This window comes from Neisseria polysaccharea (assembly GCF_963392925.1).
In the GTDB taxonomy this organism is placed as follows: domain Bacteria; phylum Pseudomonadota; class Gammaproteobacteria; order Burkholderiales; family Neisseriaceae; genus Neisseria; species Neisseria polysaccharea.
In genome coordinates this window covers 33992-60147 of record NZ_CAUJNZ010000005.1, presented here as the reverse complement: position 1 = coordinate 60147, position 26156 = coordinate 33992, and the positions used below count along the sequence as shown (strand labels likewise).

Here is a 26156-nt window from a genome sequence, read left to right as displayed (position 1 = left end):
ACGCAACATTATGATGAAAAATCGAGTGACCAACATCCATTTTGTCGGTATCGGCGGCGTCGGCATGAGCGGTATCGCCGAAGTCTTGCACAATTTGGGCTTTAAAGTTTCCGGTTCGGATCAGGCGCGAAATGCCGCTACCGAGCATTTGAGCAGCCTAGGCATTCAAGTTTATCCCGGCCATACCGCAGAACACGTTAACGGTGCGGATGTTGTCGTTACCTCTACCGCCGTCAAAAAAGAAAATCCCGAAGTTGTCGCTGCGCTGGAGCAGCAAATCCCCGTCATTCCGCGCGCCTTGATGCTGGCGGAACTGATGCGCTTCCGTGACGGCATCGCCATCGCTGGTACGCACGGCAAAACTACGACCACCAGCCTGACCGCTTCTATCCTCGGCGCGGCAGGACTCGACCCCACTTTCGTTATCGGCGGTAAACTCAATGCCGCAGGTACCAACGCCCGTTTGGGCAAAGGCGAATACATCGTCGCCGAAGCCGACGAATCCGATGCCTCTTTCCTACATCTAACCCCGATTATGTCCGTCGTCACCAATATCGACGAAGACCATATGGATACCTACGGACACAGCGTTGAAAAACTGCATCAGGCGTTTGTTGATTTTATCCACCGTATGCCGTTCTACGGCAAAGCGTTTTTGTGTATCGACAGCGAACACGTCCGCGCGATTTTGCCCAAAGTGAGCAAACCCTACGCCACCTACGGTTTGGACGATACCGCCGACATCTACGCCACCGACATCGAAAACGTCGGCGCGCAAATGAAATTCACCGTCCATGTTCAAATGAAAGGACATGAGCAGGAGTCGTTTGAAGTTGTTTTGAATATGCCCGGCAGACACAACGTGCTGAACGCATTGGCAGCCATCGGCGTGGCGCTGGAAGTCGGCGCATCGGTTGAAGCGATCCAAAAAGGCTTGCTCGGCTTTGAAGGTGTCGGCCGCCGCTTCCAAAAATACGGCGACATCAAGTTGCCAAACGGCGGAACCGCGCTCTTGGTGGACGACTACGGACACCACCCCGTCGAAATGGCGGCAACCCTCGCCGCCGCACGCGGCGCGTATCCCGACAAACGCCTGGTGCTCGCCTTCCAACCGCACCGTTATACCCGCACGCGCGATTTGTTTGAAGACTTTACCAAAGTACTCAATACCGTTGACGCGCTGGTGCTGACCGAAGTTTATGCCGCCGGCGAAGAGCCGATTGCCGCCGCCGACTCCCGCGCCCTTGCACGCGCCATCCGCGTATTGGGCAAACTTGAGCCGATTTACTGCGAAAATGTTGCCGACCTGCCGCAAATGCTGCTGAATGTTTTGCAGGACGGCGATGTTGTGTTGAATATGGGCGCGGGAAGCATCAACCGCGTCCCCGCCGCGCTACTGGAATTGTCGAAACAGATTTGAGGCACACCCGCCTGACAGACGGAACATCATATAAAGGTCGTCTGAAACCGCAAATCAGGTTTCAGACGACCTCTGGCAACAAGCATAAAGCAATCAGGAAAGAACAAAAAACAATGCAGAATTTTGGCAAAGTGGCCGTATTGATGGGCGGTTTTTCCAGCGAACGAGAAATCTCGCTGGACAGCGGCACCGCCATTTTGAACGCCTTAAAAAGCAAAGGCATAGACGCACACGCCTTCGATCCTAAAGAAACGCCGTTATCCGAACTGAAGGAGCGGGGCTTTCAGACAGCATTCAACATCCTTCACGGTACTTACGGCGAAGACGGAGCTGTTCAGGGTGCATTGGAGCTGTTGGGCATTCCCTATACCGGCAGCGGTGTCGCCGCATCCGCCATCGGCATGGACAAATACCGCTGCAAACTGATTTGGCAGGCATTGGGACTGCCCGTTCCCGAGTTCGCCGTCCTGCACGAAGACTCCGATTTTGATGCTGTCGAGCAGCAGCTCGGTTTGCCCATGTTCGTTAAACCGGCAGCCGAAGGCAGCAGCGTCGGCGTGGTGAAAGTCAAAGAAAAAGGCCGTCTGAAAAGCGTGTACGAAGAATTGAAACACCTTCAGGGCGAAATCATTGCCGAACGTTTTATCGGCGGCGGCGAATATTCCTGCCCCGTCCTGAACGGCAAAGGGCTGCCCGGCATACACATCATTCCCGCAACCGAGTTTTACGACTACGAAGCCAAGTACAACCGAGACGACACCATTTATCAATGTCCTTCGGAAGATCTGACCGAAGCCGAAGAAAGCCTGATGCGCGAACTGGCGGTTCGCGGCGCGCAGGCAATCGGTGCGGAAGGCTGTGTGCGCGTCGATTTCCTCAAAGATACCGACGGCAAACTCTATCTGTTGGAAATCAACACCCTGCCCGGTATGACGAGCCATAGTTTAGTACCGAAATCCGCTGCCGTTACGGGCGTGGGTTTTGCCGATTTATGTATTGAAATTTTGAAGACCGCACATGTGGGATAATGCCGAAGCGATGGAACGGCTGACGCGCTGGCTGCTTGTCATGATGGCGATGCTGCTTGCTGCGTCCGGGCTGGTTTGGTTTTACAATTCGAATCATCTGCCCGTCAAGCAGGTGTCGCTGAAGGGCAACCTGGTTTATTCCGATAAGAAGGCATTGGGCAGTTTGGCGAAAGAATACATCCATGGGAATATTTTGAGGACGGACATCAATGGCGCACAGGAGGCCTACCGCCGGTATCCATGGATTGCGTCGGTCATGGTGCGCCGCCGTTTTCCCGATACGGTTGAGGTCGTCCTGACCGAGCGCAAGCCGATTGCACGTTGGGGCGATCATGCCTTGGTGGATGGCGAGGGAAATGTCTTTAAGGCACATTTAAACAGGCCAAGCCTGCCGGTATTCAGGGGCGCGGAAGGAACGTCTGCCGAAATGCTCCGCCGTTATGACGAATTTTCGACTGTTTTGGCAAAACAGGGTCTGGGCATCAAAGAGATGACCTATACGGCACGTTCGGCGTGGAATGTCGTTTTGGACAACGGCATCACCGTCAGGCTCGGTCGGGAAAACGATATAAAACGTCTCCGGCTTTTTACCGAGGCGTGGCAACATCTGTTGCGTAAAAATAAAAATCGGTTATCCTATGTGGATATGAGGTATAAGGACGGATTTTCAGTCCGCTATGCTTCTGACGGTTTACCCGAAAAAGAATCCGAAGAATAGTGGGAACAGGTATCGGACAGATTACGGCCGTGCCGTCTGAAATGGTGCGACGCAAATTTCAATCAGTTTTAAGAGCAGACGAACAATGGAACAGCAGAAAAGATACATCAACGTACTGGATATCGGTACGTCTAAAGTCCTCGCACTGATCGGGGAAGTTCAAGATGACGACAAAATCAACATCGTCGGTTTGGGGCAGGCTCCTTCACGGGGCTTGCGCGCGGGCATGGTAACCAATATCGATGCCACCGTCCAAGCCATCAGGCAGGCGGTCAATGATGCCGAGCTGATGGCGGATACCAAAATTACCCACGTTACCACAGGTATCGCAGGCAACCACATCCGCAGTCTTAATTCGCAAGGTGTGGTTAAAATTAAAGACGGGGAAGTCACGCAGGCAGACATCGATCGCGCCATTGAAACGGCAAAGGCAATCAATATCCCGCCCGATCAAAAAATTCTCGATGCCGTGGTTCAAGACTACATTATTGACACCCAACTTGGCGTGAGGGAGCCCATCGGTATGAGCGGTGTGCGTTTGGATACGCGGGTGCACATCATTACCGGTGCAAGTACGGCAGTGCAGAATGTCCAAAAATGTATCGAGCAGTGCGGCTTGAAAAGCGATCAGATCATGCTTCAGCCGTTGGCAAGCGGGCAGGCGGTGCTGACTGAAGATGAAAAAGACCTCGGCGTATGCGTCATCGACATTGGTGGCGGAACGACCGATATTGCCGTTTATATGAACGGCGCCATCCGCCATACGTCCGTCATTCCGGCCGGTGGTAATCTGATTACCAAAGATTTGTCCAAATCGTTGAGAACACCTCTCGATGCCGCCGAGTACATTAAAATCCATTATGGCGTGGCATCATGCGATACGGAAGGCTTGGGTGAGATGATTGAAGTTCCGGGCGTGGGTGATCGGACATCGCGTCAGGTTTCCAGTAAGGTTTTGGCAGCAATCATCAGCGCACGTATTCAGGAGATTTTTGGCGTAGTGCTGGGTGAGCTGCAAAAATCGGGTTTCCCCAAAGAAGTGCTGAATGCGGGTATCGTTCTGACCGGCGGTGTGTCCATGATGACCGGGATTGTGGAATTTGCCGAAAAAATCTTCGATCTGCCTGTACGCACCGGTGCACCCCAAGAAATGGGCGGTTTGTCCGACCGCGTCCGCACACCGCGCTTTTCTACCGCTATCGGGCTGCTTCATGCAGCATGCAAGTTGGAAGGAAACTTGCCGCAGCCGGAAAACGGTACAGTGCAAGAGAGGGAAGAGGGCGGCGGTTTGTTGGCAAGATTGAAGCGGTGGATTGAAAACAACCTTTGAACAGGTGGATTACCGTTTGACAGGTGAGAAGTATTTTGCCAGCAGCAAGATACTTCTTATATAATAAATAATAATTTATTTAAACCGTCCTCTGAAAGGGGCGAGCAGGAGTTTTTGAATGGAATTTGTTTACGACGTGGCAGAATCGGCAGTCAGCCCTGCGGTAATTAAAGTAATCGGCTTGGGCGGCGGCGGTTGCAATGCAATCAATAATATGGTTGCCAACAATGTGCGCGGTGTGGAGTTTATCAGTGCCAATACGGATGCGCAGTCTCTGGCAAAAAACCATGCGGCGAAGAGAATCCAGTTGGGTACGAATCTGACACGCGGTTTGGGCGCGGGCGCGAATCCTGATATCGGTCGTGCAGCAGCCCAGGAAGACCGGGAAGCCATTGAAGAAGCCATCCGCGGTGCGAATATGCTGTTTATCACGACAGGTATGGGCGGCGGTACCGGTACCGGTTCGGCGCCGGTTGTTGCTGAGATTGCCAAGTCTTTGGGCATTCTGACCGTTGCCGTGGTTACCCGCCCGTTCGCATATGAAGGCAAACGCGTCCATGTGGCACAGGCAGGGTTGGAACAGTTGAAAGAACACGTCGATTCGCTGATCATCATCCCGAACGACAAACTGATGACCGCCTTGGGTGAAGACGTAACGATGCGCGAAGCCTTCCGCGCTGCCGACAATGTATTGCGCGATGCGGTCGCAGGCATTTCCGAAGTGGTAACTTGCCCGAGCGAAATCATCAATCTCGACTTTGCCGACGTGAAAACCGTGATGAGCAACCGCGGTATCGCTATGATGGGTTCGGGTTATGCACAAGGTATCGACCGTGCGCGTATGGCAACCGATCAGGCCATTTCCAGCCCTCTGTTGGATGATGTAACCTTGGACGGAGCACGCGGTGTGCTGGTCAATATTACGACTGCTCCGGGTTGCCTGAAAATGTCCGAGTTGTCTGAAGTCATGAAAATCGTCAACCAAAGCGCGCATCCCGATTTGGAATGCAAATTCGGTGCTGCTGAAGACGAGACCATGAGCGAAGATGCCATCCGGATTACCATTATCGCTACCGGTCTGAAAGAAAAAGGCGCGGTCGATCCTACTCCGGCAAGGGAGGTAGAAGCGGTTGCCCCGTCCAAACAGGAGCAAAGCCACAATGTCGAAGGTATGATCCGCACCAATCGCGGTATCCGCACCATGAATCTGACAGCTGCGGATTTCGACAATCAGTCCGTACTTGACGACTTTGAAATCCCTGCGATTTTGCGTCGTCAACACAATTCAGACAAATAATGTGCTGTTTGCCGTAAACCTGCTGCCTCCCGAATCGGTTTGTCCGGTTTGGGAGGTATGTTTTTCAAGATGTTGCAATTCCGTACGGTTTGCGGTCGGCGGATTCAGATTTTTCCACTTGATACAGACTTTCAGATATGGACACTTCAAAACAAACACTGTTGGACAGGATTTTCAATCTTCGGGCAAACGGTACGACGGTCCGCACCGAATTGATGGCGGGTTTGACGACTTTTTTGACGATGTGCTACATCGTTATCGTCAACCCGTTGATTTTGGGTGAAACCGGCATGGATATGGGGGCGGTATTCGTTGCCACCTGTATCGCATCCGCCATCGGCTGTTTTGTTATGGGTTTTGTCGGCAACTATCCGATTGCACTCGCACCGGGGATGGGACTGAATGCCTATTTCACCTTTGCCGTCGTTAAGGGTATGGGCGTGCCTTGGCAGGTTGCGTTGGGTGCGGTGTTCATCTCTGGTCTGATTTTCATCCTGTTCAGCTTTTTTAAAGTCAGGGAAATGCTGGTCAACGCACTGCCTATGGGTTTGAAAATGTCGATTGCTGCCGGTATAGGTCTGTTCTTGGCACTGATTTCCCTGAAAGGCGCAGGCATTATCGTTGCCAATCCGGCAACCTTGGTCGGTTTGGGCGATATTCATCAACCGTCTGCGTTGTTGGCACTGTTCGGTTTTGCCATGGTGGTTGTTTTGGGATACTTCCGCATTCAAGGTGCAATCATCATTACCATCTTGACCATTACCGTCATTGCCAGCCTGATGGGTTTGAACGAGTTTTACGGCATCATCGGCGAAGTGCCGAGCATTGCGCCGACTTTTATGCAGATGGATTTTAAAGGGTTGTTTACCGTCAGCATGGTCAGCGTGATTTTCGTCTTTTTCCTGGTCGATCTGTTCGACAGTACCGGAACACTGGTCGGTGTCTCGCATCGTGCCGGGCTTCTGGTGGACGGTAAGCTGCCCCGCCTGAAACGCGCACTGCTTGCAGACTCTACCGCCATTGTGGCAGGTGCGGCTTTGGGTACTTCTTCGACGACGCCCTATGTGGAAAGTGCGGCGGGCGTATCGGCAGGCGGGCGGACAGGTCTGACGGCGGTTACCGTCGGCGTATTGATGCTGGCGTGTCTGATGTTCTCCCCATTGGCGAAAAGTGTTCCCGCTTTTGCTACTGCACCTGCCCTGCTTTATGTCGGCACACAAATGCTCCGCAGTGCCCGGGATATTGATTGGGACGATATGACGGAAGCCGCGCCCGCATTCCTGACCATTGTCTTCATGCCGCTTACCTATTCGATTGCAGACGGCATCGCCTTCGGCTTCATCAGCTATGCCGTAGTCAAACTTTTGTGTCGCCGAACCGAGGATGTTCCGCCTATGGTATGGATTGTTGCCGTATTGTGGGCACTAAAATTCTGGTATTTGGGTTGATGGTTGGAAGCATCAAATGCCGTCTGAAATTTTCAGACGGCATTTTGTTTGGATTTTGGGCGTACAATACGGAAAACATGACGATAAGGACACAAACTATGGCACAGTTTTTCGCCGTTCATCCCGACAATCCCCAAGAACGCCTCATCAAGCAGGCGGTTGAAATCGTCAATAAAGGCGGCGTGGTCGTCTATCCGACCGATTCGTGTTACGCCTTGGGTTGCAAACTCGGCGATAAGGCGGCGATGGAACGCATACTCTCCATCCGCAAAATCGATCAGAAACACCATCTGACACTGGTCTGTGCCGATTTGAGCGAGTTGGGCACATACGCCAAAATCGACAACGTACAGTTTCGTCAGCTTAAGGCCGCCACGCCCGGACCTTATACCTTTATCTTGCAGGCGACGAAGGAAGTGCCGGCGCGCACGCTGCACCCGAAACGCAAAACCATCGGGCTGCGTATTCCCGATAATGCCATTGCACAAGCCCTGCTGGGGGAATTGGGCGAACCGCTTTTAAGCTGCACCCTGATGCTGCCCGAAGACGGCGAACCGCTGACCGACCCTTATGAAATCCGCGACCGGCTGGAACACGCCGTCGATTTGGTGATTGACGGCGGCTGGTGCGGAACCGATCCGACTACCGTCATCGACATGACCGACGGTACGGAATTGGTGCGCCAAGGTTGCGGCGATACGGCGGTGTTCGGTTTGTAGGGAAACCGATGCCGTCTGAAGCATCAGCCGTCCGAACGTATCGGGTGTTTTGCCGTTTACGGAAGTTCGAAATGCCGCCGCACATTTTGTTTCAGGCGGATTGTCTGTTCGGAACATCAAACAAAATGCCGTCTGAAAGCCCTTCAGACGGCATTGCCTTGTTTATCTGCGTTAATGCCTGAAATGGCGCACGCCCGTTACGACCATTGCGATGCCGTGTTCGTCTGCCGCGTCAAAGACTTCTTGATCGCGCATCGAACCTGCCGGATGGATGATGGCTTTAATGCCCTGTTCGGCAATCACGTCCACGCCGTCGCGGAATGGGAAGAAGGCATCGGAAGCGGCACATGCGCCGTTTAAGTCCAAACCTGCGTCCTGCGCTTTGCGGGCGGCGATGCGGGTGCTGTCCACGCGGCTCATTTGGCCTGCGCCGATGCCGTAGGTTTGACCGCCTTTGCCGAAGACGATGGCGTTGGATTTGACGTATTTTGCGACGTTCCAGACGAACAGCAAATCGTTCCATTCCTGCTCGGTCGGTTGGCGTTTGGAGACGACTTTCAAATCGGCGCGGCTGAGGCGGTGAATATCAGGGGTTTGTACCAACAGTCCGCCGCCGACGCGTTTGAGTTCGAAGCGGTTTGCGGCTGCCTCAAGCGGCACTTCCAATACGCGCACGTTTTTCTTGGCGGCGGCGATTTCGAGGGCTTCGGCGGTGAACTTCGGCGCCATCAGGACTTCCATAAATTGGTTGTCGGTAATTTGTTTGACGGTTTCGCCGTCCACTTCGCGGTTGAAAGCGATGATGCCGCCGAACGCGCTGGTGGTGTCGGTGGCGTAGGCGAGTTTGTAGGCGGTCAAGGTATCGGCTGCAACGGCTACGCCGCATGGATTGGCGTGTTTCACGATCACGCAGGCCGGCTCATCAAAGGATTTGACGGCTTCCCAAGCGGCATCGGCATCGGCGATGTTGTTGTAAGACAATTCTTTGCCTTGAAGCTGTTTATAAGCGGAAAGGCTGCCTGCGGCGGGGTCAATATCGCGGTAGAACGCGGCGCGTTGGTGCGGGTTTTCGCCGTAGCGCATGTCTTGCACTTTGATCCAGCTTTGGTTGAACTGGCTGGGGAACTCGCCGATTTCAGGCGTGCCGCTCAAGACGTCGTCTGAAAGCGAGGTTAAGTAGTTGGAAATCATGCCGTCGTATTGGGCGGTGTGGCTGAACGCTTTGCGCGACAGGTTGAAGCGGGTTTTGTCGCTCAACGCACCGCCGTTGGCTTCCATTTCGGCGGCGATGACGGGGAAGTCGGCGGTATCGGTAACGATGGCGACGTGTTTCCAGTTTTTCGCGGCAGAGCGCACCATGGTTGGGCCGCCGATGTCGATGTTTTCAATCGCGTCTTCCAGTGTGCAGTTTGGTTTGGCGATGGTGGCGGCGAAGGGGTAAAGATTGACACACACAAGGTCGATGTTGCCGATGTCGTGTTCTTCCATCTTGGCGACGTGTTCGTCCAAATCGCGCCGGCCCAAAATACCGCCGTGGATTTTCGGATGCAGGGTTTTCACGCGGCCGTCGAGCATTTCGGGAAAACCGGTGTAGTCGGCGACTTCAATCACGGGAACGCCCGCATCGGCAAGCAGTTTCGCCGTGCCGCCGGTAGAGAGGATTTCGACACCGAGCTTGGTCAAGGTTTGGGCAAATTCGACTGCGCCTGTCTTGTCGGACAGGCTGATCAGGGCGCGTTTGATGACGGACATTGGGGCTTCCTTTTCTGACAGTTGGATGGGGAAAGGGGAACTTTTTCGGGGCGGTATTATCCGCTATTTTCAGTTTTTTGGCAGTAGGTTTTTGCAGATATTGTTGACAATTTACAAAGAAATGCCGTCTGAAAACCTTTCAGATGGCATTTGTCGGCATTCATTTGAACCCCATTTTTCCCGATGTTCCCAATGCCCCCACCATGCCGATGCACAAAGGCAGCAGCAGGGACAGCGGCGCGTAGGTCAGTTCCAATACGAACACAATGGCGGTCAGCGGCATTTTGAGCGATACGCCGAGAAACACCGCCGCTCCGACGATTGCCGCGCTTTCAGACGGCATTTCTGGGAAAACGCTGTTCCACGCGGCTGCGGCGGCAAAGGCGATGGTGCTGCCGAGCATCATGGACGGTGTAATCAGGCCGCCGTATGCGCCTGCCGCCAACGCCATCAAGACGACCAGCCATTTGACGGCGGTCAACTCAAGGCTGTGTTGCCAGTCGGTCAAACCGCCAAAAGTCAGTTGGTTGCCTGCTTTGCCGTTGCCCAAAACTTCGGGAAACCAAACAGCAATCGCGCCGATGAGCGCAAACATGCAGACTGCCAAGGGAATGATTTTGATGTTGTCGCGCTTGATGAAGGGGAATTTTTGGGCGGTACGCTGGAAAAAGACGGCGGCTGCGCCCAATATCGGGCCGATGACGGCGGAAAACCAAAGCAATGAAGTATTTACGGCAAGGTTGGCGGGATGATACTGCTGTACGTCGCCTAAGCCGATACGCGCCACGGCGGTGGCAATGACGGAAGTCAGCAACGCGGCGGCAACCGCCTGCTGCGTCCACACGCCCAGCATGGCTTCGAGGATGAAAAGTGTGGAGGCGAGCGGCACATTATACACGGCTGCCAAACCCGCGCCGGACGCACAGGCAATCAAGAGGCGCATTTCGCCTTCGTCCAAACCCAACCGCCTGCCGCCTGCCGAAGCAAACGCGGCAGTCATTTCGCGCGGCGCTACTTCCCGTCCGAGCGGTGAACCGAGTCCGACCGTTATGATTTGCAGCAGAACATGGAAAACCGTCGTCAGAAACGGCAGCCCCTGCAATGGCTGCTTCAAGGCGGCTTTGATTTCGATTTGCGGCTTGCCGAAACGTTTGAGCAGCCACCAGCCGCCGCCTGCGATCGCGCCGCATAGCGTCAGCACGGCAACGCGCCGCATACCGGAAGCCTGTGCCACGCCTTCGCGGAACGAAGTGTACACGCCGTCCGCGCCATAACCGTATGCTGTGTGTTGTATGAAGTGCATCAGTTCCGTCAGCACAATGCCGACCAAACCGCCGATAACGCCTGCTGCTGCCAGAGCAAACCAAAGTTTTCTGCGTCCCACTGTCGTTCCTGCCGTTCAAATGCCGTCTGAACACGTTTTTCAGACGGCATCCGTTTCCTATCCGCCTATCCGAACAGGCCGCGTACACGCTCCAAACCGCCGAAGTTGATACAGGCATCGGCGGCTGCCTGCGCTTTCGGTTTGGCGCGGTAAGCCACGCCTATGCCCGCTTCTTTGAGCATCGGAATATCGTTCGCACCGTCGCCCACCGCCAACACTTGATGCGGCTGCAATCCGAGGCGGCTGCGGTATTCGAGCAACAAATCTGCCTTTGCCTGCGCGTCGATGATTCTGCCTTTCAAACGTCCGGTCAGCCTGCCGTTTTCAATTTCCAAAACATTGGCGTGCTGGTATTCGAAGCCGAGGCGTTGTTGCAGACGTTCGGTAAAAAACGTGAAGCCGCCCGACACCAGCAAGAATTTCACATCATGCCTTTTGCATTCGTCCAACAAAAATTCCGCACCGGGCGAGAGCTTCAAAACGTTTTCATAAACGTCCGCCAAAATCTGTTCGTCCAATCCCGCCAACAGCGCAACGCGGCTGCGTAAAGACTGTTCGAAATCGAGTTCGCCGCGCATCGAACGCCCGGTAATTTCCGCTACCTTGTCTTTTAAACCCACGCCTGCCGCAATTTCATCGACGCATTCGATGGTAATCAGCGTCGAATCCATATCGCTGACAATCAAACCGAGTTCGCCGAAATCCATATCCGGCAACACGGCGTGGTCGATTTGACGGCTGCCAAGCAACGCCGCGTCTTTTTCGCTTAAAGAAAACCCTTCTTCAACAAGAAAACGCATACGCTTTTCATCGGCGTAATCAGGTTCGGGCAGGCGGGAGGGGAAGTCGGAAGGCAGGGCTTCGGCGGAGAGAAATTGGAGGACGAGGGCGTGCGGCATAACGGCGGCTCAAAAAATGCGGATTATATAGTGAAACGGCAAAGAATGTTACGGCGGGCGGGACTGCAATCGGAAAATGACTTCAAACGCAAACGGCAGTATGTGTCGGATAACACGGGAAAATGCCGCAACTATTGCCAGCCTGATGAAAATTCGTTATAAGGGGATTATCTAAAATATATTAACATTTGAAGTGAATCGGTTTTAAACCGGTACGGCGTTGCTCCGCCCTGCCACGATTTAAATTTAACCCACGATACATATAAACAACCCGAAAAAGGATTCAGAGATGAAAATCGGTATCCCACGCGAGTCATTATCCGGCGAAACCCGCGTCGCCTGCACGCCCGCCACCGTCGCCCTGCTGGGCAAACTGGGCTTTGAAACCGTTGTCGAAAGCGGTGCAGGTTGGGCGGCAAGTTTGGACGATGCCGCTTACCAAACAGCAGGCGCGACCGTTGCCGACAAAGCAACGGTTTGGGCCTGCCCTTTAATTTATAAGGTCAACGCTCCGTCCGAAGACGAGCTACCACTGCTCAAAGAAGGACAGACCATCGTCAGCTTCCTGTGGCCGCGCCAAAACGAGGCTTTGGTCGAAGCCTTGCGCGCCAAGAAAGTGAACGCGCTGGCGATGGACATGGTGCCCCGCATTTCGCGCGCGCAGGCTTTGGACGCTTTGTCTTCGATGGCAAACATCAGCGGCTACCGCGCCGTGATTGAAGCCGCCAACGCCTTCGGGCGTTTCTTCACCGGTCAAATTACTGCCGCAGGCAAAGTGCCGCCCGCGCAGGTTTTGGTGATTGGTGCAGGTGTGGCAGGTTTGGCGGCGATCGGTACGGCAAACTCGCTCGGCGCAGTGGTGCGCGCGTTCGATACCCGCTTGGAAGTGGCGGAACAAATCGAATCTATGGGCGGTAAGTTCCTGAAACTCGACTTCCCGCAAGAATCGGGCGGCAGCGGCGACGGCTACGCCAAAGTGATGAGCGACGAATTTATCGCCGCCGAGATGAAACTCTTTGCCGAGCAGGCGAAAGAAGTGGACATCATCATCACCACCGCCGCCATTCCGGGCAAACCCGCGCCCAAGCTGATTACCAAAGAAATGGTGGAAAGCATGAAATCCGGCTCCGTCATCGTCGATTTGGCGGCGGCGACGGGCGGCAACTGCGAACTCACCCGCCCAGGCGAATTGTCCGTAACCGGCAACGGCGTGAAAATCATCGGCTACACCGATATGGCAAACCGCCTTGCCGGACAGTCGTCCCAGCTTTACGCCACCAACTTGGTGAACCTGACCAAGCTGTTAAGCCCGAACAAAGACGGCGAAATCACGCTGGATTTTGAAGACGTGATTATCCGCAATATGACCGTTACCCGCGACGGCGAAATCACCTTCCCGCCTCCGCCGATTCAAGTTTCCGCCCAGCCGCAGCAAACGCCGTCTGAAAAAGCCGCGCCTGCCGCCAAGCCCGAGCCGAAACCCGTTCCCCTGTGGAAAAAGCTCGCGCCTGCCGTCATTGCCGCCATATTGGTGCTGTGGGTCGGCGCGGTCGCACCCGCAGCATTCCTGAACCACTTTATCGTGTTCGTCCTCGCCTGCGTCATCGGCTATTACGTCGTCTGGAACGTCAGCCACTCGCTGCATACCCCGCTGATGTCGGTAACCAACGCCATTTCCGGCATCATCGTCGTCGGCGCGCTGCTGCAAATCAGCCAAGGCAACGGCTTCGTTACCCTGCTTGCCTTCATCGCCATCCTGATTGCCGGCATCAATATCTTCGGCGGCTTCTTCGTCACGCGCCGGATGTTGAATATGTTTAGGAAAGGATAAAACATGACTTTTGCCTATTGGTGCATCTTGATTGCCTGCTTATTGCCGCTTTTTTGTGCGGCGTATGCCAAAAAAGCGGGCGGATTCCGGTTTAAAGACAACCACAATCCGCGCGATTTTCTGGCACACACGCAAGGCGCAGCCGCCCGTGCCCACGCCGCGCAGCAAAACGGTTTTGAAGCATTTGCACCGTTTGCCGCCGCCGTTTTGACGGCACACGCAACCGGCAATGCGGAGCAATCGACCATCAACACGCTTGCCGGTCTGTTCATCCTGTTCCGCCTCGCCTTTATCTGGTGCTATATCGCCGACAAAGCAGCATTGCGCTCGCTGATGTGGGCGGGCGGATTTGCCTGCACCGTCGGGCTGTTTGTCGCGGCTGCTTAAAACAGATGCCGTCTGAACAGTTCAGACGGCATCAAAAACAAATCATCGAAAATCGGAGAATTTCTATGTCTTCAGGACTCGTAACAGCGGCGTATATCGTTGCCGCAATTTTATTTATCTTCTCGCTGGCGGGGCTGTCCAAGCAGGAAACCGCCAAGCAGGGCTGCTATTCCGGTATCGCCGGTATGGCGGTCGCCCTCTTCGTAACGGTCTTTTCCGACAATACCCATGGACTGGGCTGGATTATCATCGCTATGCTCATCGGCGCGGCAATCGGCATCTACAAAGCCAAAAAAGTAGAAATGACCGAAATGCCCGAACTGATTGCGCTCTTGCACAGCTTCGTGGGCTTGGCGGCGGTTTTGGTCGGCTTCAACAGCTATATCGCGCCGGGCAACGTCGCACACGATATGCACACCATCCATCTGATCGAAGTCTATTTGGGCATTTTCATCGGCGCGGTAACCTTTACCGGCTCGCTGGTCGCATTCGGCAAGCTCAACGGCAAAATCAGCAGCAGCCCGCTGCAACTGCCCGCCAAACACAAGCTCAACGCACTGGCACTTGCCGTATCGTTTGTGTTGCTGCTCGTATTCGTCGGCATTAACGGCAGCGGCTTCATCCTGCTGATTATGACCCTGATTGCCCTCGCATTCGGCTGGCACTTGGTTGCCTCCATCGGCGGCGCAGATATGCCCGTGGTCGTGTCCATGCTCAACTCCTACTCCGGCTGGGCGGCCGCAGCGGCAGGCTTTATGCTCTCCAACGACCTGCTCATCGTTACCGGCGCGTTGGTCGGCTCAAGCGGCGCAATTCTGTCCTACATTATGTGCAAAGCCATGAACCGGTCGTTTGTTTCCGTGATTGCCGGCGGTTTCGGCAGCGACAGCGGCACATCATCTTCCGGCAGCCAAGAGATAGGGGAATACCGAGAAGTCAAAGCTGCCGATGTTGCCGAAATGCTGAAAGGCGCAAACAGTGTCATTATCACCCCGGGCTACGGCATGGCAGTCGCACAAGCGCAATACCCCGTTGCCGAAATCACCGAGCTTTTACGTAAAAACGGCACCGAAGTACGCTTCGGCATCCACCCCGTCGCCGGCCGCCTGCCCGGTCATATGAACGTACTGCTCGCCGAAGCCAAAGTCCCCTACGACATCGTTTTGGAAATGGACGAAATCAACGACGACTTCCCCGAAACCGATGTGGTCTTGGTGATTGGTGCGAACGATACCGTCAATCCTGCCGCCCAAACCGACCCGAACAGCCCGATTGCGGGTATGCCCGTGTTGGAAGTGTGGAAGGCAAAAGAAGTCGTCGTCTTCAAACGCTCGATGAATACCGGCTACGCAGGTGTACAAAACCCACTGTTCTTCAACGAAAACAGCGTGATGTGTTTCGGAGATGCGAAGAAAACCGTGGATGACATTTTGTCCGAACTGAAAAAATAATCCGCATGGCGCAATGCCGTCTGAAACCCGATGTTTGAACTGCACCCTGCAAGTCGGACACTATTTCCGACTTGCAGGGTGCAGTTTTTTACGGCAAGCATTCAAACAAATCCAAATCCGCCGATGCTTTTTGACATTCGCCCACACTTTTTCAACAAGGTTGGGTGTAGAGGAAGCAGTACTTTTGCCGGATGGGCGGCATTGCACGAATATATCCGCTATGACAACCACGAGCGGAACAGCTTGAAATTGAAAGGGCTGATTCTGTCCCGGACAGGAAACAGCCCTTGAAAGCCGTTTGATCGAACTGCTCAAGTTTTTAGGTCAGTCCGATTCAGACGGCATTTTTTGTATCGGGCTGTTTAACGCGCCAGCGGTTCGGTGCGTTTAATCAGCCACGCTTTTGCCGCACCTTCGGTCAGCGGCTCGAGGCGGCGGCGGACTTCGGCGTGGTAGCGGTTGACCCACTCGATTTCGCCGTCGGTCATCAGGGCGGTGTCCATTAGGCGGGTGTCGATGGGGCAGAGGGTCAGGGTTTCGAAGTAGAGGAAGCTGCCGAACTCGGTTTCCTGCGGTTTGGCGACGGCTTGGTTGGCGGCGAGGTTTTCAATGCGGATGCCCCATTTTCCCGGGCGGTAGAGTCCGGGTTCGATGGAGGTAACCATGCCTTTTTTCATGGCGGTTTCGGGCGTGGCAGGGGCGGCGAAGGCGATGCGTTGCGGGCCTTCGTGGACGTTGAGGAAATAGCCTACGCCGTGGCCTGTGCCGTGGCCGTAGTCGCATTGCGCCTGCCACAGGGGTTTGCGACAAATCGCGTCTATCAGCGGTGAGGGGATGTTTTCGGGGAACACGGCTTCGGCAAGCGCGATATGGGCTTTGAGAACGAGCGTGTTGTCGCGTTTTTGTTCTGCTGTGGGCGTGCCGACGGGGACGACGCGGGTGATGTCGGTCGTGCCGCCTTTGTATTGCGCGCCGGAGTCGATGAGCAGCAGCCCGTTGCCGCTGATGGTGCTGTGGCTTTCGGGTGTCGCGCTGTAATGCGGCAGGGCACCGTTGGCGTTGAAGCCCGCGATGGTGTCGAAACTCAATGAAATGAAGCCCGGGCGCGCGCTGCGGTGGCGGTAAAGCATGGTGTCCACGTCGATTTCGGTTAGGCTGCCGCCCTTGTCGATGATGTCTTCAAACTCGGCGAAGAAACCGCACAACGCCGCGCCGTCGTGTTCCATCGCTTCGCGGATGCGGGCAATGTCGGCTTCGGATTTGACGGATTTGAAAAAGGTGGACGGGTTGGTGCCTTCAATCAGGCGCACGCTTTCGGGCAGGCGCACGAGGGTGCTGACGGCGGTTTTGTTCGGCTCGATGAGCAGCGCGCCGCCGATTTGCGCGAGTTTGCCGGCAACTTGGGCGTAAGGCTCGACCGTGATGCCGGCGGTTTGCAGCGCGGCGGCGGCTTCGGCGTTCAGACGGCATTGTTCGGTAAACAGGACGGCGTTGTCTTTGCCAATCAGCAGGAAGGACACGAAAACAGGGTTGAAAGGCACGTCGCTGCCGCGCAGGTTGGTCAGCCAAGCGATGTCGTCAAGCGAGGAAACCAAGTGGTAATCCGCGCCTTTTTCCGCCATCACGGCGCGCACGCGGGCGAGTTTCTCGGCGGCGTTTTCAGAAACATAGTCGGGGTCGTGGATGAACACGGTTTCGGCGGGGATAGCAGGACGGCTTGTCCACACTTGGTCAAGCAGATCGTCGGGGTGTTCGATGCGGATGTTTTTGGCGGTCAGGGATTGCGCCAAAGTGCGTTTGCCGGTGAGCGACACCATATCGGAAGGGATGCCGACGGCGGCGTTTTCGGGCAGATTTGCCGCGAGCCATTCGTTGTACGGCGGCACTTGACCGCTTTTTTGCAGCTCAATGCCGCTGCCCGCAAGTTGTTTGGCGGCTTGTTCCCAATAGCGGCTGTCCACCCATACGCCCGCTTCGTCGGCGGTAACGACGAATGTGCCGACCGAGCCGGTAAAGCCCGACAATTCGCGCCGCGCCTGCCAATGCTCGGGCAGGTATTCGGACAGGTGGGGGTCGGCGGAAGGGATGACGAGTGCGTCCAAGCCTTGCGCCTTCATGGCTTCGCGCAATGCGGACAGGTAATTCGATACGGTATTCATGAACGGATTCTCCAGAGAAAGTGTAAGGTTTCAGACGGCATGGCGGCGTACCGGCTGGGGAAATGTAACCATCTTATCAAATCGTTTGCCGACTGCAAAACGCGTTCAGGGGTTTGAAAGTATATTTTGTACGGTAAAAAGCGATGCAAGGCTATTTGTTGTAAACTTTCAGGCATAAAATGCCATATTGCATGTTTTTCTGAAAATAATTGGGAAAAATCAGGAATATTAGGGTGTAAAGTTTCAATAAGCCGGTTTGGCGTGTATTTAGATTACGTTAAAATACGCATTTTTATATCAGCAATACGGAAAAATCATGTCCGAACAACATATTTCGACTTGGAAAAGTAAAATCAATGCATTGGGGCCGGGTATTATGATGGCATCGGCGGCAGTCGGCGGTTCGCACCTGATTGCCTCCACACAGGCAGGTGCGCTTTACGGCTGGCAGCTCGCGTTGATTATCGTCCTGACCAACCTCTTCAAATACCCGTTTTTCCGCTTCAGCGCGCATTACACGCTGGATACGGGTAAAAGCCTGATTGAAGGTTATGCGGAGAAAAGCCGCATCTACCTGTGGGTCTTTTTGATTTTGTGTATTGCTGCCGCGACGATTAATGCGGGTGCGGTTGCCATTGTAACCGCCGCCATCGTCAAAATGGCGATTCCCTCGCTGACACTGGGTATCGGCGCAATCTCCGCGCTGATTATGGCTTCCTGCCTGATTATCCTGGCGAGCGGACGCTACAAGGCTTTGGACAATGTTTCCAAAATCATCATCGTCAGCCTGACGGTTGCCACGGTTGCCGCCGCCGGTATCGCCATGTCGCGCGGTATGCAGATGAAACCCGATTTTATCGAGCCGACACCGTGGACGCTTGCCGGTTTGGGCTTCCTGATCGCGCTGATGGGCTGGATGCCTGCGCCGATTGAAATTTCCGCCATCAATTCTTTGTGGGTTACGGAGAAACAGCGTCTCCAACCTTCCTCTTATCATGACGGGATTTTTGATTTCAACGTCGGTTACATCACCAGTGCCGTGCTTGCCGTCGTCTTCCTTGCCCTGGGTGCGTACGTGCAATACGGTAACGGTGAAGAAGTGCAGATGGCGGGCGGCAAATATATCGGACAACTGATCAATATGTATGCGGTAACCATCGGCGACTGGTCGCGTCCGCTGGTGGCGTTTATCGCTTTTGCCTGCATGTACGGCACGACGATTACCGTTGTGGACGGCTACGCCCGCGCCATTGCCGAACCCGTGCGCCTGCTGCGCGGAAAAGACAAAACGGGCAACGCCGAACTCTTTGCCTGGAATATTTGGGTTGCAGGCAGCGGTTTGGCGGTGATTTTCTGGTTTGACGGCGTAATGGCGAATCTGCTCAAATTTGCGATGATTGCCGCCTTTGTGTCCGCCCCTGTGTTTGCCTGGCTCAACTACCGCCTGGTCAAAGGAGACAAACGGCACAAGCTTACCGCCGGTATGAATTTTCTTGCCATTGTCGGCTTGCTCTACCTGACCGGATTTGCCGTTTTGTTCCTGTTGAACCTTAGCGGACTTTTGGCATAGGTTTCAAAATCTGAATGCCGTCTGTAATATTTTCAGACGGCATTGCCCTTTCCTAGAAAAAAACACCGACATCGCGTAAAATATGCGCAAATTTTGTGATTCAATCAGGTCGTCTGAAACAGATTGCGCCTGATTTATTTTTTCGGAAAATACCATGAGCGAACAAAACCATCCGCAAATCGAGCCGCAGTTGGACGAAAACCAAATCATCGCCCTGCGCCGCGAAAAACTGCACAACATCCGCCAACAGCGCAACGCCTACCCTAACGATTTCAAACGCGACAGCTTTGCCGCCGACCTACATACCCAATACGGTGAAATCAGCAAAGAAGAACTCGACCCGCAAGGCATTCCCGTCAAAATTGCCGGCCGCATGATGCTCAAACGTCAAATGGGCAAGGCCAGCTTCGCCACCATTCAAGACGTGACCGGCCAAATCCAGCTTTATCTGAACAACAAAGGCGTGAGTCAGGAAGTTTTGGACGATTTCAACCATTGGGACTTGGGCGACATCGTCGGTGCGGAAGGTACTTTGTTTAAAACCAACCACGGCGAATTGACCGTGCGCGTGTCCGACATCCGCCTGCTGTCCAAATCCCTGCGCCCGCTGCCCGACAAACACAAAGGCTTGAGCGATCAGGAAACCAAATACCGCCAACGCTACGTCGATTTGATTGCCAATGAAGAATCGCGCAATACCTTCATCAAACGCAGCCAAATCATCCAATCCGTGCGTAATTTTATGGTGGGCGAGCATTATCTCGAAGTCGAAACCCCGATGATGCACCCGATTCCCGGCGGCGCGACGGCGAAACCGTTCGTGACCCATCACAATGCTTTGGACATCCCGCTCTACCTGCGTATCGCGCCCGAGCTGTATCTGAAACGCTTGGTTGTCGGCGGTTTGGAACGCGTGTTCGAGATCAACCGCAGCTTCCGCAACGAAGGTATGTCCGTGCGCCACAACCCCGAATTTACGATGATTGAATTTTACGAAGCCTTCTCCGATTACGAACGTATGATGCAGATGGCGGAAGACATCATCCGCAACGCATCGCGCACGGTAAACGGTACGGCGAACATCACTTACAACGGCAAAGAAGTCGATTTGGAAAGCCCGTTTGAACGCCTAACCATTCTCGAAGCCATCAAAAAATACAATCCGCACTACACCGACGAGCAGTTGAACGATGCGGAATGGCTGAAAAAAGAAATCGTCAAACACGGCGAAAGCCTGCCGCCGTCCCCGGGCATCGGCAGCCTGCAACTCGCCCTGTTTGAAGGTTGCGCCGAGGGCAAGCTGTGGAACCCGACCTTTATTGTCGATTACCCGGTCGAAGTTTCCCCGTTGGCGCGCGCATCCGACAGCAAACCGGGCTTGACTGAACGCTTCGAGCTTTTCGTTGTCGGGCGCGAACTGGCAAACGGCTATTCCGAGTTGAACGACCCCGAAGACCAAGCCGAACGCTTCAAAGCGCAAGTGGCGCAAAAAGACGCGGGCGACGACGAAGCGATGCACTACGATGCCGACTACATCCGCGCGATGGAATTCGGTCTGCCGCCGACAGGCGGTTGCGGCATCGGCATCGACCGCCTGGTAATGCTGCTGACCGATTCGCAAACCATCCGCGACGTGATTCTGTTCCCGCAGATGCGTCCTGAGTAATCATAAAAACAGTTGAAATAGAAATGCCGTCTGAACCCGATTGGATTCAGACGGCATTTTGTATGGCGGTACGGATTTATTCGGTTTCCAACTGACCGATCCATTCGGACAAGGCAGTCAGGCGTTGTTCGGATTTCGCCACGAATGGGTTTTCGGTATCCCACGCGTAGCCTGCCAAAATCGAAGAAAGCATACGGCTGATTTCCGGGCTGCGGTCGGGCGCGTACACGACGTTTTGGAAGCGGAAATCATACCAGCCGTCCACATAGGTGCGGAATGTGTCCACGCCGATCATCAAGGGTTCGGCAAACTCAGTATCCCAATCCGCCGTGCCGCCTTCAAGCTGCTTCGCCAATAAATCGGCAGCCAGTTTGGCGGAGTGCAGCGCGATGGTTACGCCCGACGAGAACACGGGATCGAGGAACTCGGCGGCATTGCCCAATAGCGCGAAATGCCTGCCGTGCAGCGATTTGACGTTGGCGGAATAGCCTTGGATGGAGCGGAACGGAAAATCGTTTTCCCAGACGGCTTTGTCCAAAATTTCGTTCAGCATCGGGCATTCGTAAACAAATTTTTTCAACACCGTTTCCGATTCGCCGACAAGTTTGTCGGGCGTGCCGACCACGCCGACGGAACAGCGGTTGTCGCCGAAGGGAATCAGCCAAATCCACACGTCGCGGTGTTGCGGGTGGGTGGTAATCAGGATTTTGTTGCGGTCGAATTTCGGGTGGGCGATGTTGTCGTCGATGTGCGTGAAATGCGCTTGGCGCGGCGGCAGGTGTGAGGGCGTTTCCAAATCCAGCAGGCGTGGCAGCACGCGTCCGTAGCCGCTTGCGTCCAAGACGAATTTCGCGGTCAGTTCATAGCGCTTGCCCGTGTCGGTTTCGATGTTCAAGCGGGCAAAATCGCCGCTGTTGTCGAACGCGGTTACGCCGTGCCCGAAACGTACTTCAACGCCTTGTTTGGCGGCTTCGCCAATCAGGATTTTATCGAACACGGCGCGGCGCACTTGATAAGTCGTGCCGGGGCCGTCTGAAAATTTATCGGTGAAATCAAATTCCGTATAACGGCTGCCCCACGAAAACGCCGCGCCGTTTTTCAACTGAAAGCCGGGCTCGGCGCGCACGGCATCGGCAAATCCGGCTTCTTCCAGCATTTCCATACAGTGCGGCAGCAGGCTTTCGCCGATGACGAAGCGCGGAAAGTGCTGTTTTTCCAACACGCAGACTTGATAACCTTTTTTGCGGAGCAGGGCGGATGCGACCGAGCCTGCCGGACCTGCGCCGATTACGGCGACATCGAATTGGGTGGACATTGGGAAATCCTGATGGTTTGAGTGGAAAAGGAAATAATATTGTACAGGCGGCAAATGCCGTCTGAAACTGTTTGCGGCAGAAATTTATCCGGTGTGGGCGGTTGCGCCTAATGCGTCAGTCCGGTTTGAAAAATGCCGTCTGAAACGGGAAATGTTCAGACGGCATTTGATTTTCAGGGTTATTTTACGCCGTAACGCGGTTGGAGCAGGGCGCACGTCCGGTGTTCCCGGCGGCTTCGGCGGCTGCGTCCGGCAATTTTTCCACAGGCCGCGCCCGCATCGTTTGCCGCATTTTCCGGCCGGGTGTTTTTTTCGCGTTGCGCTTTGGCGGATTCGTAGCGGTTGCGTTGTTTCGGTTCGCCTGTTTCGGTTTTTTCCGGTTTTGCGCCGCCCTGTTCCCACCATTGCGGCTCGAAGCCCTCGATGCGCTCGATGAGCAGCTTGTTGCCGGTCAGCTCTTTAATGGATTCAAACATTTTCTGTTCGGATTCATCCATCAGGGAAATCGCCACGCCGTCCGCGCCCGCGCGCCCCGTGCGCCCGATGCGGTGGACGTAGTCTTCGGGCTGGGCGGGCATTTCGTAATTGATGACGAAGGGCAGTTCGGCAATGTCCAGCCCACGCGCGGCGATGTCGGTGGCGACGAGGACGCGCAGGCTGCCGTCTTTGAAGGCGTTGAGTGTTTCGAGCCGGCTTTGTTGGGAACGGTCTCCGTGTATCGCCTGTGCGGACAGGTTGCGGCGCACCAGTTCGCGCGTTACGCGGTCGACGCTTTGTTTGGTTTTGCAGAACACGATGACCTGGTTCATATGCAGATCGACAATCAGCCGTTCGAGCAGGTTGCGCTTTTGGAAGGTATCGACGGCGATGATGTGTTGTTCGACGTTGGCGTTGGTGGTGTTTTGCGCGGCGACTTCGACGGTTTCGGGCGCGTTCATGAAGTCTTGCGCCAGTTTGCGTATCGGGGCGGAGAAGGTGGCGGAAAAGAGCAGGGTTTGGCGTTGGCGGGGCAGCATCTGCATGATTTTGCGGATGTCGTCGATAAACCCCATATCTAACATACGGTCGGCTTCGTCCAAAACGACGATTTCGACTTTGTTCAAACTGATGTTTTTTTGTTTGACGTGGTCGAGCAGCCGCCCGACGGTGGCGACGACGATTTCGCAGCCGGCGCGCAAATCGGCGGTCTGTTTGTCCATATTCATACCGCCGAACAAGACGGTGTGGCGAAGCGGCAGGTTTTTGATGTAGGACTGCACGTTTTGGTCGATTTGGTCGGCAAGTTCGCGCGTTGGGGTGAGGACGAGCATACGCACGGGGTGCATCGCGGGCGAGGTGCTGGCGGTGGCGTAACGTTTGAGGCGTTCGAGCGAGGGCAGCATAAAGGCGGCGGTTTTGCCCGTGCCGGTTTGCGCGGCGGCTAGTAAATCATGACCGGCGAGTGCTTTGGGAATGGCGGCGGCTTGGATGGGCGTCGGGTTTTCGTAACCTTGCGCGGTCAGTGCGGAAACTAGTTCCGTACCCAAACCTAAAGAGGAAAATGGATTACTCATGATTGTAGTCTTTCTTTCAGACCTTATGCCGTCTGAAACGGGAAACTGATAGGATGGGGAAAGTATAGTGGATTAACAAAAATCAGGACAAGGCGACGAAGCCGCAGACAGTACAAATAGTACGGAACCGATTCACTTGGTGCTTCAGCACCTTAGAGAATCGTTCTCTTTGAGCTAAGGCGAGGCAACGCCGTACTGGTTTTTGTTAATCCACTATAAACTGCCCTCCTGTGAGTGGCGGGGCAGGGAATCTGTGTGCGGATTATGCCATAAAACGGTGCCTGCCCCAATCGCGGGCGCGTCCGGAGATTGGAAATCCTGCTTAAAAAATGTACAATGGCGTACTTTTTTGAAACGCGGGCCCATTATGCACATCGGCGGCTATTTTATCGACAACCCCATCGCACTTGCGCCGATGGCGGGCATTACCGACAAACCCTTCCGCCGCCTTTGCCGCGATTTCGGCGCAGGTTGGGCGGTGTGCGAAATGCTGACCAGCGACCCGACGCTTAGAAATACCAAAAAGACCCTGCACCGCAGTGATTTTACCGATGAAGGCGGCATCGTTGCCGTGCAGATTGTCGGCAGTGATCCGCAGCAGATGGCGGATGCCGCGCGTTACAACGTCAGCCTTGGGGCGCAGGTTATCGACATCAACATGGGCTGTCCCGCTAAAAAAGTCTGCAATGTCCAAGCCGGTAGCGCGCTGATGCAGGACGAGCCGCTGGTTGCCGCCATTTTGGAAGCCGTCGTCCGTGCGGTGGACGTTCCCGTTACCCTCAAAACCCGTTTGGGCTGGCACGACGACCACAAAAACCTGCCTGCCGTCGCCCGCATCGCCGAAGATTGCGGCATTGCCGCCCTTGCCGTCCACGGACGCACGCGCACGCAAATGTACAAAGGCGAAGCGGCTTACGACCTGATTGCCGAAACCAAATGCCGTCTGAACATCCCGGTCTGGGTCAATGGCGACATTACTTCGCCGCAAAAAGCCCAAGCCGTCCTTAAACAAACCGCCGCAGACGGCATCATGATAGGGCGCGGTGCGCAAGGCAGGCCGTGGTTCTTCCGTGATTTGAAACATTATGCCGAACACGGTGTTTTGCCGCCTGCTTTGAGTTTGGCAGAATGCACCGCCACTATTTTGAACCACATCCGCGCCATGCACGCGTTTTACGGCGACACCGCCGGTGTGCGCATCGCACGCAAACACATAGGTTGGTACATCGACGAAATGCCCGACGGCGAACAGACACGTCGTGAAATCAACTACTTGGACAGTGCGGCGGCGCAATACGACATGCTTGCAGGTTATCTTGAAAGACTTGCCGAAGAAACCGACCGTTGGGCGTGCGCCTACCGCCCAAATGCCTTCTGAACACTTGATTATTCTTTGAAAGTGCAATCATGCCCCATACCCTTCCCGATATTTCTCAATGCATCAGACAAAATTTAGAACAATATTTCAAAGACCTGAACGGTACCGAACCTTGCGGCGTGTACGATATGGTGCTGCATCAGGTGGAAAAACCGCTGCTGGTGTGCGTGATGGAGCAATGCGGCGGTAATCAGTCCAAAGCCTCCGTCATGTTGGGACTGAACCGTAATACCTTGCGTAAAAAACTGATTCAACACGGTTTGTTGTGAATATGGCTGCAACCGTCCGTATCTTAGGCATCGACCCGGGCAGCCGCGTAACGGGTTTCGGCATCATCGATGTCAGGGGGCGCGATCATTTTTACGTTGCCTCAGGCTGCATCAAAACGCCTGCCGATGCGCCTCTGGCAGACAGGATTGCCGTGATTGTGCGGCACATCGGCGAAGTCGTTGCCGTTTACAAGCCGCAGCAGGCGGCGGTGGAACAGGTGTTCGTCAACGTCAATCCGGCATCGACGCTGATGCTCGGGCAGGCGCGGGGCGCGGCATTGGCGGCATTGGTCAGCCATAGGCTGCCCGTTTCGGAATACACCGCCTTGCAGGTCAAACAGGCGGTGGTCGGCAAGGGCAAGGCGGCAAAAGAACAGGTGCAGCATATGGTGGTGCAGATGCTGGGGCTTTCGGGAACACCGCAGGCGGATGCGGCGGACGGTCTTGCCGTCGCGCTGACCCACGCCTTACGCAACCACGGGCTTGCCGCCAAACTCAATCCTTCGGGGATGCAGGTCAAGCGCGGCAGGTTTCAATAGTTTCAGACGGCATTTGTATTTTGCCGCCTGAAAAGAAAATGTG

Annotated in this window: 22 protein-coding genes; 15 read left to right on the top strand and 7 right to left on the bottom strand. The window is 54.8% G+C overall.

Translation table 11 applies throughout. The features are described from left to right. The first annotated feature begins 10 nt into the window (after window positions 1-10). From murC to RDY34_RS04260, 7 genes are all read left to right on the top strand, one after another. A complete protein-coding gene (gene murC, locus RDY34_RS04290) occupies window positions 11-1420 on the top strand; it encodes a UDP-N-acetylmuramate--L-alanine ligase (RefSeq protein WP_003752209.1) in 1410 nt (469 codons plus the stop codon). 113 nt (window positions 1421-1533) lie between these two features. Beyond that, the gene (locus tag RDY34_RS04285) at window positions 1534-2448 is read left to right on the top strand and encodes a D-alanine--D-alanine ligase (protein WP_025456786.1); all 915 of its coding nucleotides are present in this window, start codon (window positions 1534-1536) and stop codon (window positions 2446-2448) included. Beyond that, entirely contained in the window at window positions 2438-3166 is a 729-nt protein-coding gene (locus RDY34_RS04280; RefSeq protein WP_003752213.1) for a cell division protein FtsQ/DivIB, read from the top strand. The genes RDY34_RS04285 and RDY34_RS04280 overlap by 11 nt, the downstream gene beginning before the upstream one ends. Before the next feature lie 85 nt (window positions 3167-3251). Beyond that, window positions 3252-4496, top strand: a complete 1245-nt coding sequence (ftsA, locus tag RDY34_RS04275; RefSeq protein WP_003752214.1) for a cell division protein FtsA — start codon at window positions 3252-3254, stop codon at window positions 4494-4496. A 118-nt stretch (window positions 4497-4614) separates the two neighbouring features. After that, window positions 4615-5793 carry a cell division protein FtsZ gene (ftsZ, locus tag RDY34_RS04270; protein WP_003752216.1) on the top strand — a complete coding sequence of 393 codons (1179 nt, stop codon included), beginning with the start codon at window positions 4615-4617 and terminating at the stop codon, window positions 5791-5793. A 137-nt stretch (window positions 5794-5930) separates the two neighbouring features. Then, the gene (locus RDY34_RS04265; RefSeq protein ID WP_003752219.1) at window positions 5931-7241 is read left to right on the top strand and encodes an NCS2 family permease; all 1311 of its coding nucleotides are present in this window, start codon (window positions 5931-5933) and stop codon (window positions 7239-7241) included. 98 nt (window positions 7242-7339) lie between these two features. Further along, a complete protein-coding gene (locus RDY34_RS04260; RefSeq protein ID WP_025456787.1) occupies window positions 7340-7960 on the top strand; it encodes an L-threonylcarbamoyladenylate synthase in 621 nt (206 codons plus the stop codon). Between the two features lie 171 nt (window positions 7961-8131). On the opposite strand, the gene purH is transcribed toward RDY34_RS04260, so the two are convergent. The 4 genes from purH to serB form a co-directional block, all read right to left on the bottom strand. Then, complete coding sequence (gene purH / locus RDY34_RS04255; protein WP_003752225.1) at window positions 8132-9712, bottom strand: bifunctional phosphoribosylaminoimidazolecarboxamide formyltransferase/IMP cyclohydrolase; 1581 nt, start codon at window positions 9710-9712, stop codon at window positions 8132-8134. Window positions 9713-9872: 160 nt separating this feature from the next. Continuing rightward, window positions 9873-11069 carry a chloride channel protein gene (locus RDY34_RS04250; protein ID WP_301005510.1) on the bottom strand — a complete coding sequence of 399 codons (1197 nt, stop codon included), beginning with the start codon at window positions 11067-11069 and terminating at the stop codon, window positions 9873-9875. Beyond that, on the bottom strand, window positions 11024-11146 hold the full coding sequence (locus tag RDY34_RS04245; protein ID WP_301005503.1) for a hypothetical protein: 123 nt from the start codon (window positions 11144-11146) through the stop codon (window positions 11024-11026). The genes RDY34_RS04250 and RDY34_RS04245 overlap by 46 nt, the downstream gene beginning before the upstream one ends. 15 nt (window positions 11147-11161) lie before the next feature. Then, window positions 11162-11995, bottom strand: coding sequence for a phosphoserine phosphatase SerB (gene serB, locus RDY34_RS04240; RefSeq protein ID WP_308074100.1), 834 nt, complete (start codon window positions 11993-11995; stop codon window positions 11162-11164). A 289-nt stretch (window positions 11996-12284) separates the two neighbouring features. Between serB and RDY34_RS04235 the strand changes: the two genes are divergently transcribed. From RDY34_RS04235 to pntB, 3 genes are all read left to right on the top strand, one after another. Beyond that, on the top strand, window positions 12285-13826 hold the full coding sequence (locus RDY34_RS04235; RefSeq protein WP_308074099.1) for a Re/Si-specific NAD(P)(+) transhydrogenase subunit alpha: 1542 nt from the start codon (window positions 12285-12287) through the stop codon (window positions 13824-13826). Between the two features lie 3 nt (window positions 13827-13829). Continuing rightward, entirely contained in the window at window positions 13830-14213 is a 384-nt protein-coding gene (locus tag RDY34_RS04230) for an MAPEG family protein (protein ID WP_118810728.1), read from the top strand. Window positions 14214-14278: 65 nt separating this feature from the next. Next, window positions 14279-15664, top strand: coding sequence for a Re/Si-specific NAD(P)(+) transhydrogenase subunit beta (gene pntB, locus RDY34_RS04225; RefSeq protein WP_308073037.1), 1386 nt, complete (start codon window positions 14279-14281; stop codon window positions 15662-15664). Window positions 15665-16026: 362 nt separating this feature from the next. Here the strand turns inward: pntB and RDY34_RS04220 are convergent, their stop codons facing one another. Beyond that, on the bottom strand, window positions 16027-17823 hold the full coding sequence (locus tag RDY34_RS04220) for an aminopeptidase P family protein (RefSeq protein WP_308074098.1): 1797 nt from the start codon (window positions 17821-17823) through the stop codon (window positions 16027-16029). A 316-nt stretch (window positions 17824-18139) separates the two neighbouring features. Here RDY34_RS04220 and RDY34_RS04215 point away from each other — a divergent pair, with 316 nt between their 5' ends. Further along, on the top strand, window positions 18140-19393 hold the full coding sequence (locus RDY34_RS04215) for an NRAMP family divalent metal transporter (RefSeq protein WP_308031693.1): 1254 nt from the start codon (window positions 18140-18142) through the stop codon (window positions 19391-19393). Window positions 19394-19547: 154 nt separating this feature from the next. Then, window positions 19548-21059: a lysine--tRNA ligase gene (gene lysS / locus RDY34_RS04210; protein WP_308074097.1), complete on the top strand. Its 1512-nt coding sequence runs from the start codon at window positions 19548-19550 to the stop codon at window positions 21057-21059. Between the two features lie 76 nt (window positions 21060-21135). On the opposite strand, the gene RDY34_RS04205 is transcribed toward lysS, so the two are convergent. Both RDY34_RS04205 and RDY34_RS04200 read right to left on the bottom strand, forming a co-directional pair. After that, complete coding sequence (locus RDY34_RS04205) at window positions 21136-22374, bottom strand: NAD(P)/FAD-dependent oxidoreductase (RefSeq protein WP_308074096.1); 1239 nt, start codon at window positions 22372-22374, stop codon at window positions 21136-21138. Window positions 22375-22553: 179 nt separating this feature from the next. Continuing rightward, window positions 22554-23927 carry a DEAD/DEAH box helicase gene (locus tag RDY34_RS04200; protein WP_308072986.1) on the bottom strand — a complete coding sequence of 458 codons (1374 nt, stop codon included), beginning with the start codon at window positions 23925-23927 and terminating at the stop codon, window positions 22554-22556. 367 nt (window positions 23928-24294) lie between these two features. On the opposite strand from RDY34_RS04200, the gene dusB reads away from it, so the two are divergent. The 3 genes from dusB to ruvC are packed head-to-tail and all read left to right on the top strand — an operon-like array spanning window position 24295 to window position 26113. Continuing rightward, window positions 24295-25305 carry a tRNA dihydrouridine synthase DusB gene (gene dusB / locus RDY34_RS04195; protein WP_308074140.1) on the top strand — a complete coding sequence of 337 codons (1011 nt, stop codon included), beginning with the start codon at window positions 24295-24297 and terminating at the stop codon, window positions 25303-25305. A gap of 29 nt (window positions 25306-25334) precedes the next feature. Beyond that, window positions 25335-25574 carry a Fis family transcriptional regulator gene (locus RDY34_RS04190; RefSeq protein WP_002213092.1) on the top strand — a complete coding sequence of 80 codons (240 nt, stop codon included), beginning with the start codon at window positions 25335-25337 and terminating at the stop codon, window positions 25572-25574. Window positions 25575-25576: 2 nt separating this feature from the next. Then, window positions 25577-26113 carry a crossover junction endodeoxyribonuclease RuvC gene (ruvC, locus tag RDY34_RS04185; RefSeq protein ID WP_308074095.1) on the top strand — a complete coding sequence of 179 codons (537 nt, stop codon included), beginning with the start codon at window positions 25577-25579 and terminating at the stop codon, window positions 26111-26113. The last annotated feature ends 43 nt before the right edge of the window (window positions 26114-26156 follow it).

Bases quoted from the DNA above. Each gene is read 5' to 3' on its own strand.
- dusB (WP_308074140.1), top strand. From the start codon at position 24,295: ATGCACATCGGCGGCTATTTTATCGACAACCCCATCGCACTTGCGCCG.
- ruvC (WP_308074095.1), top strand. From the start codon at position 25,577: ATGGCTGCAACCGTCCGTATCTTAGGCATCGACCCGGGCAGCCGCGTA.
- RDY34_RS04280 (WP_003752213.1), top strand. From the start codon at position 2,438: ATGTGGGATAATGCCGAAGCGATGGAACGGCTGACGCGCTGGCTGCTT.
- RDY34_RS04230 (WP_118810728.1), top strand. From the start codon at position 13,830: ATGACTTTTGCCTATTGGTGCATCTTGATTGCCTGCTTATTGCCGCTT.
- RDY34_RS04235 (WP_308074099.1), top strand. From the start codon at position 12,285: ATGAAAATCGGTATCCCACGCGAGTCATTATCCGGCGAAACCCGCGTC.
- ftsA (WP_003752214.1), top strand. From the start codon at position 3,252: ATGGAACAGCAGAAAAGATACATCAACGTACTGGATATCGGTACGTCT.
- RDY34_RS04260 (WP_025456787.1), top strand. From the start codon at position 7,340: ATGGCACAGTTTTTCGCCGTTCATCCCGACAATCCCCAAGAACGCCTC.
- ftsZ (WP_003752216.1), top strand. From the start codon at position 4,615: ATGGAATTTGTTTACGACGTGGCAGAATCGGCAGTCAGCCCTGCGGTA.
- RDY34_RS04205 (WP_308074096.1), bottom strand. From the start codon at position 22,374: ATGTCCACCCAATTCGATGTCGCCGTAATCGGCGCAGGTCCGGCAGGC.
- pntB (WP_308073037.1), top strand. From the start codon at position 14,279: ATGTCTTCAGGACTCGTAACAGCGGCGTATATCGTTGCCGCAATTTTA.
- RDY34_RS04215 (WP_308031693.1), top strand. From the start codon at position 18,140: ATGTCCGAACAACATATTTCGACTTGGAAAAGTAAAATCAATGCATTG.
- lysS (WP_308074097.1), top strand. From the start codon at position 19,548: ATGAGCGAACAAAACCATCCGCAAATCGAGCCGCAGTTGGACGAAAAC.
- serB (WP_308074100.1), bottom strand. From the start codon at position 11,995: ATGCCGCACGCCCTCGTCCTCCAATTTCTCTCCGCCGAAGCCCTGCCT.
- RDY34_RS04245 (WP_301005503.1), bottom strand. From the start codon at position 11,146: ATGCCGTCTGAAAAACGTGTTCAGACGGCATTTGAACGGCAGGAACGA.
- RDY34_RS04285 (WP_025456786.1), top strand. From the start codon at position 1,534: ATGCAGAATTTTGGCAAAGTGGCCGTATTGATGGGCGGTTTTTCCAGC.
- RDY34_RS04190 (WP_002213092.1), top strand. From the start codon at position 25,335: ATGCCCCATACCCTTCCCGATATTTCTCAATGCATCAGACAAAATTTA.
- RDY34_RS04200 (WP_308072986.1), bottom strand. From the start codon at position 23,927: ATGAGTAATCCATTTTCCTCTTTAGGTTTGGGTACGGAACTAGTTTCC.
- RDY34_RS04220 (WP_308074098.1), bottom strand. From the start codon at position 17,823: ATGAATACCGTATCGAATTACCTGTCCGCATTGCGCGAAGCCATGAAG.
- purH (WP_003752225.1), bottom strand. From the start codon at position 9,712: ATGTCCGTCATCAAACGCGCCCTGATCAGCCTGTCCGACAAGACAGGC.
- murC (WP_003752209.1), top strand. From the start codon at position 11: ATGATGAAAAATCGAGTGACCAACATCCATTTTGTCGGTATCGGCGGC.
- RDY34_RS04265 (WP_003752219.1), top strand. From the start codon at position 5,931: ATGGACACTTCAAAACAAACACTGTTGGACAGGATTTTCAATCTTCGG.